This window comes from Lentzea sp. NPDC054927 (assembly GCF_053610285.1).
In genome coordinates this window covers 25,814-44,747 of record NZ_JBSGXZ010000059.1, presented here as the reverse complement: position 1 = coordinate 44,747, position 18,934 = coordinate 25,814, and the positions used below count along the sequence as shown (strand labels likewise).

Here is an 18,934-nt window from a genome sequence, read left to right as displayed (position 1 = left end):
GCCGATCACTGATCGGCCAACACCCCCCGCCATCGATCTCCCGCCCCGCTCGGGACAACTACGGCCAGTACTTCGAGTCCAATGTCGCCATCGCGTGCATCCTGGGACCGATCTCGTCAGACTCCGTGACCTCGCTGGGAACTACCCACGAGCCCTGCGGGTTGCTCCGCAGCTCAGATCCTTCGGTCTGCGCGTTGTACGGCGGCCGAGTTCGACGCCGAGGTGATTCGAGCGCGTTGCCCGGCCAGGACGGATCCCGGTGAGTAGGGATCGGCGCCATCGCGGTTTCGGCCTCCGCCGATGCCTCCACCTCGAATCCATGATCGACGTCCACCGTGTGGCGTACTGCAGGCGACGCGGCGGCAGGCGAGTCCCCCGCCAGCACCAGAGCCGAATCCATGACCGCCAGGCGGCTCGCTGCGCGACGTTCGGCAATGGAATCGAGCGAACTTCCCGACTCCGTCTCGACGAGATGCCTGGTGCCGGCAAACCAGCGCCGTTCGTCCTGCAATGCGGACCACATGAAGGCGTGCACCGACGGCAGGTCCGGACACAGGTCGAAATCACTGATCGCATCCGCAGGCAGGATCTCGACAGCAACGGAGACACCCATTCCTGCCCAGGCAGGATCCTGGCTGAACATCCTTCTGACATCCTCCGCCACGCCACCCCCCGCAGCATCCCGCCATGCGTCGGAAAGTGCGTCCCGGTTCGCCTGCAACCAGTTGTGGATCACCAGCTTCATACTTCGCGTGCCGTCCACAACGATCTGGACAGGGTCGATCACACGCCACACGAACAACATCAAGAATGAATCGGGAACGTGGTTTCGCGCACCGCCCGAAAGCACCACCATTTGCCAGAACACATGCGGCCCCAAGTCGACGTGGTACAGGCTGTCGCGGATCTCGTCGAGATGCCCCTCGATCTTGGGGCCGATCTCGTTCGGCCAGATGGCCCGCAGCCGTCCTTCCAGAGTGCTGACGAGTGCGATGTCGTCGAGGACCTCTTTGCGTCGCCTTCCGCCGCGGGTGTCAAGAGGCGCGGCGATCACGGGGTTGTCGTCGCCGGGGTCGGGTAACGAGCGGGAGCTGAGCATGAAGTAGGCGGCCAGCCGCCGGGACGTGTAGCTGTGCCGATCGGTCGTGGCGACGGTCCAGCGAAGCCTGGTCAACCCTGCGGCGTAGCGGGTGCTACCACCTTGCGCGGCGTTGATCCACCCGTCCAGGGCACGAGCGAGGTCACGGGTCGCCTTCTCCCCTGGCTCAGACTCCGGGGCAGCCATTGCGGCTGGCGTGGTCTGCTGCCGAATGCGGTGCGCCAGCAGCTCCAGACGCTGACGGGACACTCGGCGCGCCAGGCCGTTGCCGACGTCGTCGCCCAACGAAGACCGTGCGATCAACTCGTTGAGGTGATCTTCCTCATCCGCACCGTGGATCTTGTCACTCATCGCCGCATCCGCCGTTCCTCGACTCGGGTTCCCCTGATTTCTCGCACGCCGTCCGCTTCACTTCGAACATTCGCCCAGCTCATTTTTACGCGCCTTGCGCATTGCACGCGCCGAGATCGTCGCCACCGTTTCTGCATCCAGCCCCAGGAAGCTTGCGATTTCCGGATACGTGTAGCCGAGTCCGTAATGCCAATGCAGGACCGTTCGCTCCGTCATGTGCAAACGCTCGAGCATTCGACGGAGCACATCGGTGTTGTCGACCCGATACAGGGACGCGTCACAGATGCCGCTTTCCGCGACATGATCGAGCTCTGGTGCAGCGAGCACACTCGCCCACCCTAGCTTGCGCCGCTTCCACTTCCGGAACACATTCGCAAACTCACGTATGCACCCGTTGAGAAGATACGTCTTCAGCGAGGCGCCACCAGCACCGGTCCATTCGTTGCCAAAAATTCCGTTGTCAAAAAATCGGATTGCAGCGCAAAAAAGTATCTCCGAGGCGAGGTCCTCGATTTCGTCGAAGGAGAACTCCTCCGCCTCGCCGACGGGCCGATCGATTTCAGCACTGCGAACGAAGAACACGCCGGACCGCAGCCACGCCACGACGACCGGCAGGCAATGCGCAATCAATTGATCGCGGAAGACGTCGCAGTACTTGCCGCCGGGCCCCCGCAGACGCAGCTCCCGGCACAGCGCCTCGTCAGCCTTGATGTCCCACTTGACATCATCGGCCATGTCCACCGCGGCCGCATCCGGCAAGACAGCCGGGTCACGATCAGAACGTTCGCCGCCCAGCCACGACAAAGGCCGGAACCTCACAGTGGGTTGATCTGCCACACCCAGCGCGACGGGCACTTCAGCCCGGCGGACGTCATCAGAGCTACCTGGACCTTCCACTCCCACATTCGACCCGGATACGGAGGCGGGGGCGCCCAACTCGACTGATCCCGCCCTCGCCTCGACTCGCTTGTCGCGCACTACGGCATGCCCGAAGCCTGATGAGGGTTGAAGCTGTTCAATCGACTGCGGAGAGGAGGTCGAGGCGCGACTCGACCGCGACTCGACACTCACGCATTCACACTGCCTCGCATGCTCGGGACAGCTTGTCATCGGTCGTGCTCCAGAGTTGTTCGGGTAACCGAGGGTGATTTGCACATGTGCTCGGCAGGGGTGAGCAGCACGGAACTCGTGGCGGGTAAGCACCTGGTGAGGTGTAGGTCGACCTCGAGCAAGATCATGACATTCGAACGACACATAGTTGCTAACGCAAATTGCGTTCCAGAATAGCCGCAGGTAGACGCAAGTTCAGCCGGACAAATCGTCACCCATCCGGGCTGAGATCTCGCGAGGCGTGCATCTTAGTCGTTGCGGATCCGCCTGAAATGCGTGCGACATTCACAATCCCGTGGAATACGGCCTTCACGTCCGCCCTGTCGGGCAGTCGCCGGACTGCCAGGAGGACAGGACGGTCGCCAGAACCCTGACCGTCGCCCGGCCGCGGTCAGAGAGAGACAGCACCTGAATTCCCGATCGCACGGAATAGCGCATGGTGAACCACACCGCGCCGGTTCACGTACTCGCCTGCATACCGGTAAGGTCCGCGACCTGCGAGTGCGGCAAGGCCGAACGGGTGAAAAATGCCGAATTCCCGTCTGCGAGGTCAAACAATCGTCGAGCGTGCCGTAGCGAAATTCGGCACGCGGTCGATATCGCGGGCAGCGGCCTGGACGGGGGCACCTGCCGGCGGTCGCGTCACGGCCGATCGCGGGAACGAGGTGCAGGTGACCAGGGTCTTCCTCAGCTACGCCGAAGAGGACGGCGCAGTGGCCAGGACGCTCGCGGAACTGCTCGAGCAACACGACTTCGAGGTGTTCCGGTACGAGAAGACCAATCTGGGCCTGTTCGTGCAGACGCTCGCGGACGAACTCGGCAGGGCCGATCGGTTCGTCGCGCTGCTTTCTCGCCACTACCAGCAGTCCGACTGGTGCATGAAGGAGTGGAACACCGCCGACCGGTTGTCCACCGAGTCGAAGACCAGTCGGCCGGTGATCACGGTGTGCGAGGTCGGTGAGTTCGACGAGCCGTTGCACCCGTTCCTCGGCAACCACGCGCGGCACGACCTGCGCGCGGCGACAGAGGCGAAGCTGGCCGCGGTGCTGAACACGTTCGGGGTGCAGGCCGCGCCGCTCGACGGCGGCAGGTTTCGCAACCGCGAGCAGGAGCTCACCAACCTGCTCAACGCGCTGAGCCTGTCGAGCGGGCAGGACCTGTGGGTGGTCGCGGCGCCACCGCGGATGGGCAAGTCGTGGTTCCTTCGGGAGGCCGAGCGGCGGCTCACAGCGACGAGCTGGGGTGAGACGCGGCTGCTCGACCTCGCCCGGTGGCCAGAGCTGTGGAGTGCGCCCGCCAAGGTCGTGGTCGAGCTGATGGGCGTGAACGTCGAGCCAGAGGGCGATTCGCTGACCGAGGACGAGATCGAGGACATCGCCCGTGAGGTCAGCAAGCGCGGCAACAACCAGCTGTACCTCCTCGACAGCGCGGAACGGCTGAACCGGGAGACCGCGGCCGAGGTGCGCAGCGCGTTGACGGCTGTGTACACGCATCTTGTCGAACGGCGAGTGCGCAAGCGGTTCAGCATCATCATCGGTACCCGGCGGCCCGATTCGTGGCGCGGGCTGGGGCGGTACACGCAGTGCCGGTTCCGGACGCTGGGCCTGTCGGAGTTCAAGCTCGAGGTCATCGAGGACGCGGTGCGCGACGGGGCCGCCGACGCCGAGGACAGCCTGGTGCGGAAGTCGGCGCTGTTGCTGCAACAGGAGAGCGACGGATTGCCCGCGTTGCTGCTCGCGTGGCTGGACTGGGCGCACGACGCGAACCTGATCGGCATCGAACGGGGTCTGCGCAAGGCCACGACTTTCGAGGCTGTGACCGCGAAGTACGTACGGAACGATCTGCTGACGCACGACGTGCTGTTCCCGTCCGGCGCCGGCAACGCGCTCGCCAAGAAGGCGCTCGAACACGCGCTCAAGGTGCTGGTCCCCTACCGCCTGATCACCCAGTCGCACCTGAAGTTCCACTTCGACGACGACGCGGCCCTGCGCGACGACGTCACCGCGGCCGGCTGGGACATGCGCGAGCTGTGGACCGCGCTCAACGCGACCTCGTTGCTGGATCCGCGGATGGGCCTGTGGCGCGTGATCAATTCCCCGATCCGGCGGGTGCTGTACCGCTTCTACTACCGCTCCGACGACGAACGCGTCACCGCGCACGAGGAAGCGAAGTGGTGCTACCAGCGGTGGACCGTCAACGAGGCCGGTAGCGAGCAGGTCATGATGATGAAGGAGTGTCTGTGGCACGAGCTGTGCCGGCAGCTGTTGCAGCAGCCCGCCGAGCTGCGCCAGGCGTTGCCGGAGGCGGCCGCCCAGTACGCGAAGGCCTTTCTCAGCTCCGGGCTCTACGACCGGCGTGAGTTCGTGGAGTGCGTGCACGAGCTGCTCATCGAGGACCACGAGTTCCAGCTGACGCTGCACGACCACGTCGGCCTGTTCCAGGAAGTGCTGTCGGCCATCGACACGGCGGTCTCGGAGGGCACATGACTTGGCGCGGCACCGAGAACGACAACTTCTACATCGGGCGCGAGGAGGAACGCGCGGTCCTGGGTGTCGTCGACGAGGTGCGCCAGGACGGCACCAGCCGGGCGGTGCTGCTGTACGGGCCGGGCGGGGTCGGCAAGACGCGGCTGGTGCGGGAGCTCGCGGACCGCGGCCACGACGGCGTGGTGTGGATGGCGCCGATCGACGTGGACGACTCGGAGTACTGGCTGCTGACCAACCTCGAGCACGACATCGCGGTGAAGCTCGACCCGGGGCACGACTTCTTCGAGCCGTACTTCCACCAGGCGGCGTCGTTCGAGGACGTCACGCGGCAGCGGATCGGGCTGGAGACGATCAAGGGGCATCTGGAGCGGCTGAACGAGACGTTCGTCGAGTGCTACCGGGCGTTCGTGGCGGCCAGCGGCACGACCGTGGTGATCACGCTCGACACCGTCGAGGCCGTGCGCGGCATGTCGTCGTTCCTGGTGAAGCTCACGCAGTGGATGAAGGAACTGCCCTCCACGGCGTTCGTGCTGTCGGGACGGCCGGTGCACGACGATCCGCTGCAGGTGCAGCTCGGCGGCGTGCACCGGCCGGTGGAGACGACGGTGCTGGAGCTGGGCGGGTTCAGCGGTGCCGAAGTCGAGGCCTACTTCGACGCCGGTCCGTTGCGGGGCTCGCTGACCGAGGCCGAACGCGATCGGCTGGCGGACCTGACCGAGAGCCATCCGCTCTGGCTCGCGCTGGCCGTCGCCTACCTCGTGCACCAAGACCCGCCGCGGGAGATGACCGAGGACGGCGAGATCAACGCCAAACGGCGTGATCTCTTCCGGCGGCGGTTGATCACCCCGTTCCGCGACACCGGGTTCTGGCCGGAGGCGATCAAACGGCTCGCCGTGGTGCGGCACAGCGTGAACCAGACGATCTGGCAGCAGCTCATGAGCGACCGGGACCTGCCCGCGGACGCGGAGTCGTGGACGCAAGCGTGGGAACAGCTGCTCGCCCGGCCGTGGGTCCGGCCGCGCGCGAACCAGCGGTACGTCACGTTGCACGACGCGCTGGCCGAGGAACTCGCGCAACGGCTGATTCCCTTGGAAGACAGGGACGAGACGTGGCGGACGGCGCTGTGGCGGCACGCCGTGACGGCCTACTCCGAGCTGCACCAGCAGAAGAGCGCGGAGCAGCAGCACACGCTCGACACGTTGCCCGACATGATGGCCGCGCTGCCCAGCACCGGCGACGAGGCGTTGCGCGAGCTGGCGCAGCTGCCCGCCGACAAGCGGGAGCTGGACCAGATCCGCACCGCCGAGCTGCACTACCGGCTGCTGCTGTCGTTCGAGGACGGCACCGACCGGTTCGTGGCGCTGCACCGGGAGGCCCAGCAGGACAACGACCTGCTGTTCGAGGAGCTCATCTGCCACGAGCTGGAGCGGTTCCTGCCGCACGCCAGGTTCACCGCGCCGCTGGACGACGTGCTCGGTGTCGTGGTGCGGCGGTTCCAGCGCTGGCTGGCCGACGAGGCACCGGTGCGGTACCTGGAGATGACGCTGATCATCGCGTCGTTCCTGACCCACAACGAACAGCCGGCCGCCGCGATGGAGCTGATGCAGGACGTGCCGCTGCAGGGCGCGGGACCGGAGATGCGCTACCGCCTCGCGAACGAGCGCGGCAACGCGTGCATGCGCATCCCGAACCGCATCAGCGAGGCGAAGGGCTTCTTCCAGGAGGCGCAACGGCAGGCGCAGCAGCTGCCGTTGCCCGCGCAGGCGCGACGGGTGGCGCAGGCGAACAAGGAGCTCGGCTTCTTCTACCGCAACATCGGTCAGTGGCAGGACGCGGACAACGCCTACAGCCAGGCGCGGGACACGCTCGCGAGCGTGCTCGGACCCGGCAGCACGGACGAGGCCCGCGAAGAGATGGCGTCGATCCAGACGAACTGGGCGTACCTCAAGGCGTTGCGCGGCCTGTACGTGGAGGCCCGCAACCTGGTCGAGAGCGCCGTGCAGGTGCGCAAACGGCTGGGCAACCGGATCAACGTGGGCATCTCGCTTAGCGTGTGCGGCGAGGTGCACCGCTACGAGCGGAACTTCCTGGAGGCGTGGCAGGACTACCGCGAGGCCGAGACCATCTTCCAGGAGCACGGCAGCTGGGCCTGGCTCGGGCAGATCTACCAGGAACAGGCGATCTGCCTGTTGCAGGCGCACCAGGCGGGCGTCGACCTGGCGGAGGACCCGCTGGAGCGGGCGCGGTCGCTGATCGAACGTTCGCTGGAGATCTGCCGAGACCGGGCGATCCGCGGTTACCCGTCGGCGTTGAACCGGGCGGGCCGGATCTTCGGTGTGACCGATGTGGACAAAGGGCTCGACTACCTCAAGCAGTCGATCGTGGCGGCGAACCGGATCGCGGACGGATGGTTCCTGTCCGCGAACATCATCGAGTACGTCGAACTCGCCTACCAGGCGTGGAACCAGACCGAGGACCAGGCGTACCGCGACGACCTCGACGCGCTCACCGGCGACGTGGCGGAGGCGATCGAGAGGTACCGGTTCATCGATCTGAGAGGCAGGTGGGAGCTCATGTGCGGACACCTGGCCGCCACGGACGCGCTTGCGGGCGACGACCCGGCGGGACTGGACCAGGCCGTGCTGCACTACGGCAAGGGGTTCACGCTGCTCGCGGACCGGCGGGTGGGGTCGCACGGCGCGGCCGCCATCTCCACGGAGTTCGTGCGCTTCCAACGGGTTTACGACAAGCTGCCGCACGACGTGAAGATCGAGTGGTATACGGTTCTGCGCCGGATGTGGACGGCGGAGAACGAGCAGAGGCAGTACACATCCCTGCTCGCCCGCCTCGAACAGCTCTACTGATGATCCTCGCCGCAGGAGGCACCGCACCATGAGTTCGACCGGCGTCCGGGCGTTCGCGTTGTCCAGCTACGACGTGCCGCACGGGCACGAGCTGGTCGTGCGCAGTTGCGAGGACTGCGCCTGCCCGACCAGCGGCGCGCGTGCCGCCCGTCCGGAGAGGACAGTCCACTCCGGACGTCCACTCGTGCGGTCGCGAGAGGTGTTCGAACTGGAGCTGGACGCCGGGCACTGGGTGCTGTTCGCGCCGCAGGGCAACGGCGGGGTCGTGGTGGTGAACGAGGCCGGTTTGGACATCTTCCGGCGGTTCCACTCCCCTGTCTCGCCGGTGGAGCTCACCGGGCATGATCCCGAGGTCGTCACGCAGGTGGTGCGGCGGCTCGTCGAGCAGGACCTCGTACACGAACCAGGGGCGCCGGCGGTCGCGTCGTTCACCGAGTCACGTGAACTCACGGCGTGGCTGCACGTGACGAACGCCTGCAACCTCCGTTGCACCTACTGCTACGTCCACAAGTCGGCCGACGAGATGGACACCGCGCTCGCGAAGTCCAGTGTGGACGCACTCGTCGATTCCGCGCTGCGCCACGGCTTCCGCTCGTTGCGGCTGAAGTACGCGGGCGGCGAGGCCAGCCTCAACGCGGCGGTGCTGCTGGAGCTGCACGACCACGCGGTGGCCCGGTGCGCCGAGCACGGACTGGATCTGAGCGCTGTCGTGCTGAGCAACGGCGTCGCGCTCCCCGCTCGCTTCACGCGTGACCTGCTGCAGCGGTCGATCAGGGTGATGATCTCGCTGGACAGCCTCGGGGCGGCACACGACGCGCAGCGCCCGACGCTGGGCGGCAAACCGTCCGCACACCTGGTGATGCGCACGATCGACCAGCTGATCGAACGGGGCCTGCCACCGCACCTGTCGATCACCATCACGTCCGGCAACACCGCGGACATCGCCTCGGTCGTGCGGTTCGCGCTGGCCAGGGACCTGACCTTCAGCTTCAACTTCTTCCGCGACAACGCCTGCACCGGCGACGCCGCCGGCCTGCAGTACGAGCAGCAGGCGATGGTCGACGGCGTGACGGACGCGTTCGCGGCGATCGAGGAGGCCATGCCGCCGTGGAGCGTGCTGGGCTCCGTGCTCGACCGCGGCCAGCTGACCGAGCCGCGCCGCAAGTCGTGCGGGGTGGGCGACGACTACGTGGTGATCGACCAGCGCGGCCAGATCTCCCAGTGCCACATGGAACTCGGCTCCCCCGTCGGCCACATCGGCGCGGACGACCCGATCACCGCGGTGCGCCGGCCCGGCATCCGCAACCTGCTGGCCGAGGAGAAGGAAGGCTGCCGCGACTGCTCGTGGCGCAACTGGTGCACCGGTGGCTGTTCGGTGGCGACGTTCCGCGCGACGGGCCGGTTCGACGTGCGGTCGCCGAACTGCGGGATCTACAAGGCGATCTACCCGGCCGCGCTCCGGCTGGAGGGCCTGCGGGTGCTCAGGTTCGCGGACACCGACGCGTGAAGCACGGCCTGCCGCCCTGGGGACCGCGCGGCCAGCAGGCCCAGCGACACGACCGTCAGCCAGACGAACGTGTCGAACGCGTGCAGCCGTGTCACGAACACCAGGAACACGGCGGCGAAGGCAACCCACACGTTGCCGCGCATGGCGAGGTACACCAGCACGGGCACACACCACACCCAGTGGTGCACCCAGGACACCGGTGACGCCAGCAGACCCGCGGCCGCGATGGTGAACAACGCGACGAGGTCGTCGTTCGCCCTGCGGGCCAGGAAGACCGCCACGGCCACCACAGCGGCGGCCAGCGCCGCCCACAGCAGCGATTCGATGCCCGGTGTGAGGCCCAGACCGCGCAGGACGCCCCGGATCGACTGGTTCGTCGACAACGACATGTCGCCGATGCGGTCGGGGTTGAGCAGTGAGTGCAGCCAGTACTGGGCGGAGTCGCGGGGTGTGATGAGGAAACCCGCCACGGCCAGGCCTGCGAACGTGACCATCGAGGTGATCGCGGCCCGCCAGTCGCGCTTGGCCAGGAAGTAGAGCACGAAGATCGCCGGTGTCAGCTTGATCGCCGCCGCGACCCCGATCAGCACGCCGCGGAAGCGCCGGTCCGTCACCAGCAGGCAGTCGATCACCACCATGGCGAGCAGGAACAGGTTGATCTGACCGTAGCCGTACGTCATCCACACCGGATCCAGCGCCAGCGCGACGATCGCGGCCACCGGACCGACCGTCCACTTGAGACCCGGGCGCACCTTTCCCGCCACCGCGACGCACACGGCGGTCAACGCGACGAAGCCGCACGCCACCATGAGCGGGTTCTGCGATCCCGCCGGCAGGAAGGTCAGCCCGCTGAACAGCACGGCCGCGATCGGCGGGTAGGTGAACGGCAGTTGCGGGTCGAGCGGCGGTCCGGTGAAGCCGACGTACAACGGTTTCCCCTCCAGCCAGGCGAGGCCGCCGAGGCGGTAGACGTCGAGGTCGATCGGGTAGTGCCCGGACCACGTCGTCAGCAGCCAGACCAAGGCCCCCAGCCACAGCGCACCGGCGATGAGTCGACCGCGACGACTTTCCGCGAGACGAAGCAATGTGCGCGGAACCTCAGCGGCATTCCGCGTCGTTGAAACAATTGACACCTTCTCGAAATTATCCAGCGCGGCCGTTGTTCACCTTGCTGAACAACCGGCAGAACAACCGGCAGAAGTGGTCTCGCCTGCAACGATGCCCTCCGCTGAACGTCTGTACTACCGTGAGCACCACGGCATTCGGGGATTTCCTGCGCTTCTACCGTTCGCGCATTCCGCTGACCCAGGAGGAACTGGCGGAACGCACCGGTCTGAGCATGCGCGCTATCAGCGACATGGAGCGCGGTCGCACGCTCACACCGCAGTTCCGCACGGTGCAGCTGCTCGTCGGCGGCCTCGGGCTGGAGGGCGAGGAGGCCGCGGAGTTCACCGCGCTGGCCAGGGCGAGCCGCATCAGCGCGGCGGAGGAAAAGCCGGAGATTCCGGCGGTCGTGGCGGCCGCGGTGGCGTCTTTCACACTGCCACCCGTCCTCGTCGAGCTCACCGGCCGGGACACCGAGCGGACGGTGCTGGACGGGTTCGCGAGCGAGGCCGACTCGTCGTCACGGCTGCAGATAGCGGTGATCCACGGCGCGCCCGGCGCGGGCAAGACCGCGCTCGCCATCGATGCCGGGCACCGCCTCGGCGCGCGGTTCGCCGACGGGTGCGTGTTCCTCGACCTGCGCGGCACCGAGAGCGAACCGGTCACGCCGGACCGGGCCGCCCACCGGCTGCTGCGGTCGTTCGGCGTGGACGATCGCCAGATTCCCGACGACCCGGACGACAAGCTCGCGCTGTACCACTCGTTGCTGCGCGAACGCGCGGTGTTGCTCGTGCTGGACAACGCCGCCAACGAGGCACAGGTGCGGCCGCTGCTCGCCTCGAGCCCCGGCACGCTGGTGCTCGTGACCAGCCGCAGAACCCTCACCGGCCTGGACGCCCGGCACCGGCTGGCCCTCGGGCTGCTGCCGCTGAACCGTTCGGTCGAGCTGTTGCGCGTCGTCGCGGGCCCCAGGCGTCTGGCCGTCGAGCCGGAAGCGGCCACACGGGTCGCCGAGTTGTGCGGTGGCATGCCGCTCGCGTTGCTGATCGCCGGCAACCGGCTGGCGAGCAGACCACAGTGGACGATCGCGCACCTCGCCGACCAGCTGGAGGACGAACGGCGCAGGCTGTCCGTGCTGCGAGCCGGCGATCTGCAGGTGCGGGCGGCGTTCGAGATCTCCTACCACCAGCTGAGTCCGAGCGCCGCCACGGTGTTCCGCAGGCTGGCGCTGGTGCCGGGCCCGGACACGGGCGCCGACGTGGCCGCTGTGCTCACGCCGTTCGGGGAGGAGGCGCTGGACGAACTCGCCGACGCGAGCCTGCTCGCCATCAGCGAGACGCCCGGCCGGTACACGCTCCACGACCTGCTGCGCGTCTTCGCCCGCGAACGCCTCGAACTCGACGAGGATCCCGCCGACGTGCGCGAAGTGAGCACACGGCTACGGCACTGGCTGCTCACCACCGCCACCCAGGCAGCGCGGCACTTCGATCACGACAATCCGATGCAGGACAAGGAACCCGCCGGCCGCTGGCTCGCTCTGGAACTGGAGAACTGGCGCGGCGCACTGAGATCGGCGGTCGCGGCGGACGAGCACGACCGTGTTCTCGAACTGGCCCAAGCCATGCACTGGTACTCGGACATGCACGGCGTCGGCGAGCTGTGGCGCGAGGTCTTCCGCGCGGGTGCCTCCGCCGCACGGCATTTGGGCCATTTTCGAGACACCGCAGAACAGCTGAACTACCTCTCGTGGGCGCTCTACGCGTTGTGCGGGCAGCCCCACGAGGCGCTGGCCGTGCACGAGGAGGCTGCGGCGGTTCCGGCTGACGACATCCTCACCGAGGCGTGGACCTGGTACTACGGCTCGGCGATCCGGCGGCGGCTCGGGCAGGCCGACCAGGCCGTCCGGCTGGGCCGGCAGTCCGTCGCGCTCTTCGAACAGGCCGGCTACCTGATCGGCGAGAACCTGGCGCTCTCGCTGCTCGGACTCGTGCTGCACACCGCAGGCGAACTCGGCGAGGCCGTCGAGGTGCAGCGGCGCAGCGTGGCCCAGCACCGCAAGGCCGGTGGCGACGAGGAGCTGCTGTCGATGTTGCTCATCCGGCTGGCCACGAGCCTGGCGGCCGCCGGACAGGTGCCGGAGTCGTTGGAGCTGCTCGACGAGGCCGAGTCGTTGTTCCTCCGGCACGGCACGACCGCCGGAGTTGCTCGGGTGCGGCACAACCGCGGGCTGGTGCTGATGGACGCGGGCCGGCTCGCGGAGGCACGCGAGGAGTTGGTGTCGGCGCTGGGCGAGGCCCGGCTGTCCGATCATCGGGTGGAGATCATGACGCGGCTGGCGGAGCTCGCGGACACGGCCGGGGAATCGGGGAAAGCCCGCGAGCTGCGGGTGCGGGCACTGGCCGAATGCGACCGCTACGACACACCGGCCGTGCGCGGGATCGCGGCGAAGCTGACGGTAGCGCTGTCGCACTAACGCCGTGCCACCGCGATGCGGCGTGGTGGGACTCGCCCGGCTCGGGTACGACGCGACCCTCTTCACCCGCATGCTGAACAAACCACGCAGCGGTGAAGCCGCACGCCGGCTGATGAACGACCCGAAGCCGCCTTACGCTCTTCGACCAGGAGATCCGGGACCGGGCGGAGCGCAAGCTCCGGCTTCTCGAGGTCGACGTCGAGCGTGAACTCCGGCAGCTCGTCGCCAAGCTTCAGCCACCCGCCTGACCGGTCAGGGCACGTCGAGCTTGAACGGGTCGTGGTCGGTCAGCAGCTTGTCCAGCCGGGCTCTGTCCACGCGGCTCGTGATGTAGGTGTCCTCCTGCCGGTCCCTGAGCACCTTGGCCAGCGTGAACGCCGAGGTGACCGTGTAGAGCATCGCGATCCCCAGGAACGCGCGCACCCACCCGTCGACGGGCAGGAACACGACTCCGATGCCGACGGCGGTGAGCGAGAGTCCGAACGAGAGGACCGCCTGCACGTAGAAGGCAGCGGTCGTCGGGGTGTGCGGGGGCGTGGGTGAAGTCATGATCCCGAGAGTCCAGCGTCGGCCTCGGGCTGTCATGAGTACAGCTACTCAAGTCCAGATCACGTTCTCGAGTCCGGCAACCGGGCACTTCCCCGATTTCAGTCCTTTGTGGACGATCAAGCGGTGGGATGACCACAGCGGTGACGCGAGATCGTCAGGTACTCGCAAGGTTGCCCGGCGAATGCGCGACCGCCATGACGCCGGTACCTGCCATCGGCCCAGAGCGGGCTGGTCCTTTCGGGCCCTGATCGAGAAAAGTCCCTCGCCGCCGGGAAGTTCGGCGAACAATGCCGGTGAGTCCGGCGGGAGGCGGCACCACCACGTCCCGTCCGCGTCCGGCGCGACCAGCGCTAGGGCCATCGGACCTGTGTTGGTCAAGACTTATGTCCGACCAGAAGGTCTTTTATTACATCGGGTTCGGATGCGTGGATTGTTCGCGTTGTCTCATCTCGATAGGGTCCGCGTATCAGTCCAGGGTTTGACGTGAGGCGGCATTCTTTGATCGGGCAGCGTGGTCGAGTGCCGTCGGACGCCGACCTCATCGACGCCGTGCGCGACGGCAAGGTCGAGGCCTACGGAACGCTGTACGAACGCCACGTGCGCTCGGCCAACATCCTGGCGATGCAGCTCTCCTCGTCGTCCTCGGACGCCGACGACCTGGTGGCGGACGCGTTCGCCAAGGTCCTCGCCGCGCTGCGCTCCGGTGGCGGGCCGGGTGCCGCGTTCCGGCCGTACCTGCTGACGGCGGTGCGGCACGCGGCGTATGACCGGACCCGCAAGGAGAAGCGGCTCGAACTGGCCGGCGACATCGAGGAAGTTCCCGGTGCCACCAAGGCGACCAGCGTGCCGTTCCGGGACAAGGCGGTCGAGGACCTCGACCAGGCGATGGCCGCCACGGCGTTCGCGACGCTGCCCGAGCGGTGGCAGACGGTGTTGTGGCACACCGCGATCGAGGGTCAGTCGCCCGGCGAGATCGCGCCGTTGCTGGGACTGACCGCGAACGGCGTCTCGGCGATGGCGTTCCGTGCCCGCGAAGGGCTGCGCAAGGCGTTCCTGCAGGCGCACGTCGCCCAGGAACCCGCGGAGCGGTGCAGGGCGACGGTCACCAAGCTCGGTGCCTGGACGCGTGGCGGGCTCAAGGGACGCGAGGCCGTTCAGCTCGACGCGCACATGGACGACTGCGCCGAATGCCGCAAGCTCGCCAGCGAACTGTCCGACGTCAACGGCGCGCTGCGCGGTCTCATCGCACCGATCGTGCTCGGCACCGGCACCACCGGCTACCTGGCCGCGGCCGCCGCCAAGGGTGCCGCCGTGACCATCAGCGCCACCTCCTGGTTCGGGGTGGCCGCCTCGGCCGCCGCGGTCGTGGTCGTCGTGGGCTCCGGCATCGTCGTGACGAACGACGGGGACGCTCCGCAGGCGGCCGCTCCACCGACGACGTCGAGCGTCGGGAGCGGGACCACCACCGCTCCGCAGAACACCGGTCAGCCCGGCTCCACCCCGATCTCCGGCAACACGGCGCCGGGCGCGTCGACCGGCGCCGCCCCTGTGTCCGCCGGTCCGGATGGATCCACTCCCCCGGTGACCACCAGCACCTCGTTCGCCCCCGCCGCGGGCGGCGCACCGAGCATGTCGGCGACCGCGCCCGCCGGCATCGCCATGACGACCGACGGCCCGCCCAACGAGATGAACATCGCCATCACCAACAACGGCTCGGCGCCCACGCCGCTGCCAACGTTGACGCTGACCATGCCGGACAAGATCAAGACAGTCGGGCCGGGCAAGATCTCCGCGGGATTCGTCGGCTGCCCGGCCGGCAAGGACACCATCACGTGCGACAGCGGCGGGCAAACGCTCGCGCCCGGCCAGACGGTCACGTACCGGGCCCGGCTCCAGGCGGGACCGAAGGCCGGGGACGGCACCATCACGGGCACCGCGGGGACGTTGCAGGTGAGCATCGCCATCACGATCACGTAGCCGAGCGGCTGAGGTATTCCACTTCGGACAGCAAGACCGGCCGGAACGTCGCACCATGAGCCGGTGGAAGAGCTCACGACGGCGCTCACCGAGCTGGAGGCGCCGTTCCGCACGCTCGTCGACGACTCGGAGTGGGCGCACGCGAGCGTCGAAGGGCTGGTGCTCGACGCCGGCACGTGGTGGACCGCGGGCCCCGAGACCCGCCTGCAGCCCCAGGTGACGTTCAGCGACGCCTTCAGCGAAGCCGCCCGCCACCAGGGCGGTGTGTACGTCGAGGGGTACATCTGGACGGACGGCAAAGCGGTCGCCGCCGCGTGGTGCGGGCAGGGCGACCGGGTCGTCTACGGACCGAGGGCGGACGCGTACCTGGGAGTGGCGCTCTCGCCCCACTTCTGCCGCCGGGTCCAGCAGCGCAACGGCACCGCCGCGGTGCTCATGAGCAAGCACCCCAAGCTGTTGCCGTTGCTGCGGGACGGGCTGCCGCGCGGCGCGGTCCTGCCGGGAGGACGACCGGGACCGCGCTCACTCGGTGCCTAAAGCCGCGAACCTCTCCTCGGCCTCCTGGGCGTGCCGCGCCGCCTCCGCCGGGTCCGCGACCACCTTCGCCAGGTGCTTGTGCGCGTTCGCGGCCTCACGCTTGTCGTCGATCCGTTCCGCCAGATCCAGCGCCTCCCGCAACGGCGCCTCGGCCTCCTGCGGCCGGCCTGCCGCGGCGAGCACGTCACCCAGGTAGTTCAGGACGACGGTCTCGGTGGTGACGTCACCGATCGCGCGCACCGCCGCCAGTGCCGAGTTCAGCGCGTCCAGCGCCTCGTCGTGCCTGCCCATGGCGTGCAGGATCATGCCCAGCGCGCTCTGGGTGTCGGCCTCGTCGCGACGGCTGCCCATCTCCCGCATCAGGGCCAGCGCCGACGTGCACGCCTCCAGCGCCTCGTCGTAGCGGCCGAGCGCGCTGTAGATGTTGCTGACGTTGCTCATCGCCTGCGACTCGAGGTGCCGGTCGCCGAGCTCCCTGGCCACCGTGATCGCCTGTTCCAGCAGCTCGGCGGCCTCGGTGTGGCGTTCGAGGGTCCGGTAGACCAGGGACAGGTTGTTCAGCGTGCCCGCCACGGCCTGCAGGTCGCCCAGCTCGCGGAGCATCTCGATCGCGCGCTCGTTGTAGTGGATGGCGTCGGAGTACCGGGCGGTCTGCCAGAACACCATCGCGTAGTTCTTCGTCGTGATGGCGAGCGCCGCCGGCTCGTCCTTCGCGGCCTCCAGCGCCAGTTCGTTGATCGTGGCCCAGTCACGCGTGTGTCCGCGCACCATGCAGAAGTACGTCATCGCGCGCGCGAGCTGCCACGTGTGTGTGCGCCAGTCACCGTCGAGAGACAGCGCCGCAGCGGCGACGAGCGTCTGCCGTTCGGTCTCCATCCACTCCACCGCGTGGTCGTAGTCGCGCAGCACGAGCCGCGACGCCGGCCGGTAGGTGATGTCCACCTCGTACTTGCGGGCCGCGGGCGACATCAGCCGCATCGCCTGGTTCGCGGTGTCCAGGAAGTGGTCGAGCAGCCGGGTCAGCGGCTCCCGCGAACTGTCCACCTTGGACTGCGCGTACTGCCGGAGCAGGTCGTGCATCCGGTACCGGCCGACCGTGGCCGCCTCCAGCAGGTGCACGTCGACGACGTCTTCGAGCATGCCGTCGCACTCGAGCGGGTCGAGCTCGCCCAGCGCAGCGGCCTGGTCGACGTCGAAGTCCGTGCCGTGGTGCAGGCCCAGCAGCCCGAACAGCCTCTGGTGCCCGGACGGCAGCTGGCCGAACGACAACGCGAAAACAGCGTCCAGCTCGGATAATCGTCCCTCGCGCAACCGCGTCGCGAGGTGGGCGGTGGTCCAGGTCGGACGGCTGCGCAACCGGCCGGCGGCGAGCCGCACGGCCAGCGGCAGCCTGCCGCACAGCTCGACGACCTCGCGGGCCGCCGGGTCGGTGCCGCGTTCGTCGCCCACGATCGTGGCGAACAGCTGCAGCGCCTCCGCCTCGGACAGCACGTCCAGCGTGAGCGTCGACGTGCCCTCCAGCTCGACCAGCCGCGCCCGTGACGTGACCAGCACCAACGAGCCCGGCACGCCCGGCAGCAGCGGCCGCACCTGGTCGGCGCTCGCCGCGTTGTCCAGCACGACCAGCAGCCGCCGGCGCGACAGCTCGGCCCGCCACACCGCCGCACGTTCGTCCAGGCCGACCGGGATCTCCTCCAGGCCGAGCGCACGCAGCAGCACGTCCAGCGCGTCCGTCGGTTCGACGGGCGCACGGCCTGCGGTGTGCGCGTGCAGGTCGATGAACAGCTGACCGTCCGGGTACTCCAGCCGGTGCGCGAGGTGCACAGCCAGCGTCGTCTTGCCCACGCCCGGCATGCCGTCGATCGCGGAGATCACGACCGCCGACCGTCCGGTGACTGCCCTGGTCAGCCGCTCCATCTCACCCTCGCGGCCGGTGAAGTCCGCGACGTCGCGAGGCAGCGTGTTCAGGGCTGGCCGCGGCTCGTCGCCGCGCAGCAGCCGGGCGTGCAGCTCTCGCAGGTCGTGGCCGGGATCGGTGCCCAGCTCCTCGGCCAGCAGCACCCGCACGTCCTCGAACGCCTGCAACGCCTCCGCGGGCCTGCTCGCCCGGTGCAGCGCGTGCATGAGCTGCAACCACAGCTGTTCCCTGAGCGGGAACTGCTTGGTCAGCCGCCGCAGCTCGCCGACCAGCCGCTCGCCCTGCCCCAGCTCGATCGCGAGCCGGGCGTGCTGCTCGGCGACCGTGAGCCGCCGTTCCTGCAGCAGGGTGAGCTCGGCCTCCAGGCGTGGCCCGATCACGAGCCCGTCCAGTGCCGGTCCCCGCCACATCGCCAGGGCCTCTTCGTACCTGCCGACCGCCGTGCGGTGATCACCTTGCCGCAGTGCCTCGTCACCGGCCGCGCACAGCTGCTCGAAGACGGCGACGTCGACGTCACCGGCCGGCACCTTCAGCCGGTAGCCGCCGGGCACGGTGATCAGGTCGTCCAGCACGAGCTTGCGCAAGGCGGCGACATAGGTGCGTATGTTCGATTCCGGTGCTGCGGGTGGAGATTCCCACACCGCTTCAACCAAGTGTTCAAAACTGACCGTCTCGTTGGCGTGCAGTGCCAACGCTGCGAGCAACGCCCGTTGCCGGGGCCCGCCCAACCGCAGTTCCGCGCCCCCACGCCAAATCTGCAGCGGCCCAAGAAGCCGATACCGCACTGACCCTCCTCGGGGGGCATGGTGCCAGAACTGGGCCGTGCTGTGCGGAATATGTGCGGACGATCTTCGAAACTGACCCCTCGCCGCTGTGCAGAGGGGGAACCGAGATGAACCGGAGCTGGTGGCCGGTGTGGGCAAGCAGATCATGGTCGGGCCAAGCGGCCTAGGATGGCC

General features: G+C 68.3%; 12 protein-coding genes. 6 read left to right on the top strand and 6 right to left on the bottom strand.

Features of this window, described 5'->3' with window-relative positions; translation table 11 throughout:
• Positions 1-58: 58 nt before the first annotated feature.
• Positions 59-1,450, bottom strand: coding sequence for a hypothetical protein (locus ACWGE0_RS42205; RefSeq protein WP_452266495.1), 1,392 nt, complete (start codon positions 1,448-1,450; stop codon positions 59-61).
• A 57-nt stretch (positions 1,451-1,507) separates the two neighbouring features.
• Positions 1,508-2,305, bottom strand: coding sequence for an RNA polymerase sigma factor (locus ACWGE0_RS42200; protein WP_452266494.1), 798 nt, complete (start codon positions 2,303-2,305; stop codon positions 1,508-1,510).
• A 926-nt stretch (positions 2,306-3,231) separates the two neighbouring features.
• Here ACWGE0_RS42200 and ACWGE0_RS42195 point away from each other — a divergent pair.
• The 3 genes from ACWGE0_RS42195 to ACWGE0_RS42185 are packed head-to-tail and all read left to right on the top strand — an operon-like array spanning position 3,232 to position 9,417.
• Positions 3,232-5,046 (top strand): TIR domain-containing protein, encoded by a 1,815-nt coding sequence (locus ACWGE0_RS42195; RefSeq protein ID WP_452266493.1) that lies wholly within the window; start codon positions 3,232-3,234, stop codon positions 5,044-5,046.
• Entirely contained in the window at positions 5,043-7,910 is a 2,868-nt protein-coding gene (locus ACWGE0_RS42190) for a tetratricopeptide repeat protein (protein ID WP_452266492.1), read from the top strand. The genes ACWGE0_RS42195 and ACWGE0_RS42190 overlap by 4 nt, the downstream gene beginning before the upstream one ends.
• A gap of 28 nt (positions 7,911-7,938) precedes the next feature.
• Positions 7,939-9,417 carry a radical SAM protein gene (locus tag ACWGE0_RS42185; protein WP_452266491.1) on the top strand — a complete coding sequence of 493 codons (1,479 nt, stop codon included), beginning with the start codon at positions 7,939-7,941 and terminating at the stop codon, positions 9,415-9,417.
• On the opposite strand, the gene ACWGE0_RS42180 is transcribed toward ACWGE0_RS42185, so the two are convergent.
• Entirely contained in the window at positions 9,354-10,439 is a 1,086-nt protein-coding gene (locus ACWGE0_RS42180) for a glycosyltransferase 87 family protein (RefSeq protein ID WP_452266490.1), read from the bottom strand. The genes ACWGE0_RS42185 and ACWGE0_RS42180 overlap by 64 nt on opposite strands.
• Positions 10,440-10,663: 224 nt before the next feature.
• Between ACWGE0_RS42180 and ACWGE0_RS42175 the strand changes: the two genes are divergently transcribed.
• Positions 10,664-12,994 carry an ATP-binding protein gene (locus ACWGE0_RS42175; protein WP_452266489.1) on the top strand — a complete coding sequence of 777 codons (2,331 nt, stop codon included), beginning with the start codon at positions 10,664-10,666 and terminating at the stop codon, positions 12,992-12,994.
• A gap of 252 nt (positions 12,995-13,246) precedes the next feature.
• On the opposite strand, the gene ACWGE0_RS42170 is transcribed toward ACWGE0_RS42175, so the two are convergent.
• Together ACWGE0_RS42170 and ACWGE0_RS42165 are read right to left on the bottom strand one after the other, a co-directional pair.
• On the bottom strand, positions 13,247-13,543 hold the full coding sequence (locus ACWGE0_RS42170) for a YiaA/YiaB family inner membrane protein (protein ID WP_452266488.1): 297 nt from the start codon (positions 13,541-13,543) through the stop codon (positions 13,247-13,249).
• A gap of 48 nt (positions 13,544-13,591) precedes the next feature.
• Positions 13,592-13,903, bottom strand: coding sequence for a trehalase-like domain-containing protein (locus tag ACWGE0_RS42165; protein WP_452266487.1), 312 nt, complete (start codon positions 13,901-13,903; stop codon positions 13,592-13,594).
• Positions 13,904-14,062: 159 nt separating this feature from the next.
• Here ACWGE0_RS42165 and ACWGE0_RS42160 point away from each other — a divergent pair, with 159 nt between their 5' ends.
• Both ACWGE0_RS42160 and ACWGE0_RS42155 read left to right on the top strand, forming a co-directional pair.
• Positions 14,063-15,520 carry a sigma-70 family RNA polymerase sigma factor gene (locus ACWGE0_RS42160; protein ID WP_452266486.1) on the top strand — a complete coding sequence of 486 codons (1,458 nt, stop codon included), beginning with the start codon at positions 14,063-14,065 and terminating at the stop codon, positions 15,518-15,520.
• A 63-nt stretch (positions 15,521-15,583) separates the two neighbouring features.
• A complete protein-coding gene (locus ACWGE0_RS42155) occupies positions 15,584-16,057 on the top strand; it encodes a hypothetical protein (RefSeq protein WP_452266485.1) in 474 nt (157 codons plus the stop codon).
• Here ACWGE0_RS42155 and ACWGE0_RS42150 read toward each other — a convergent pair.
• Complete coding sequence (locus ACWGE0_RS42150) at positions 16,043-18,907, bottom strand: BTAD domain-containing putative transcriptional regulator (protein ID WP_452266484.1); 2,865 nt, start codon at positions 18,905-18,907, stop codon at positions 16,043-16,045. The genes ACWGE0_RS42155 and ACWGE0_RS42150 overlap by 15 nt on opposite strands.
• Positions 18,908-18,934: the final 27 nt, after the last annotated feature.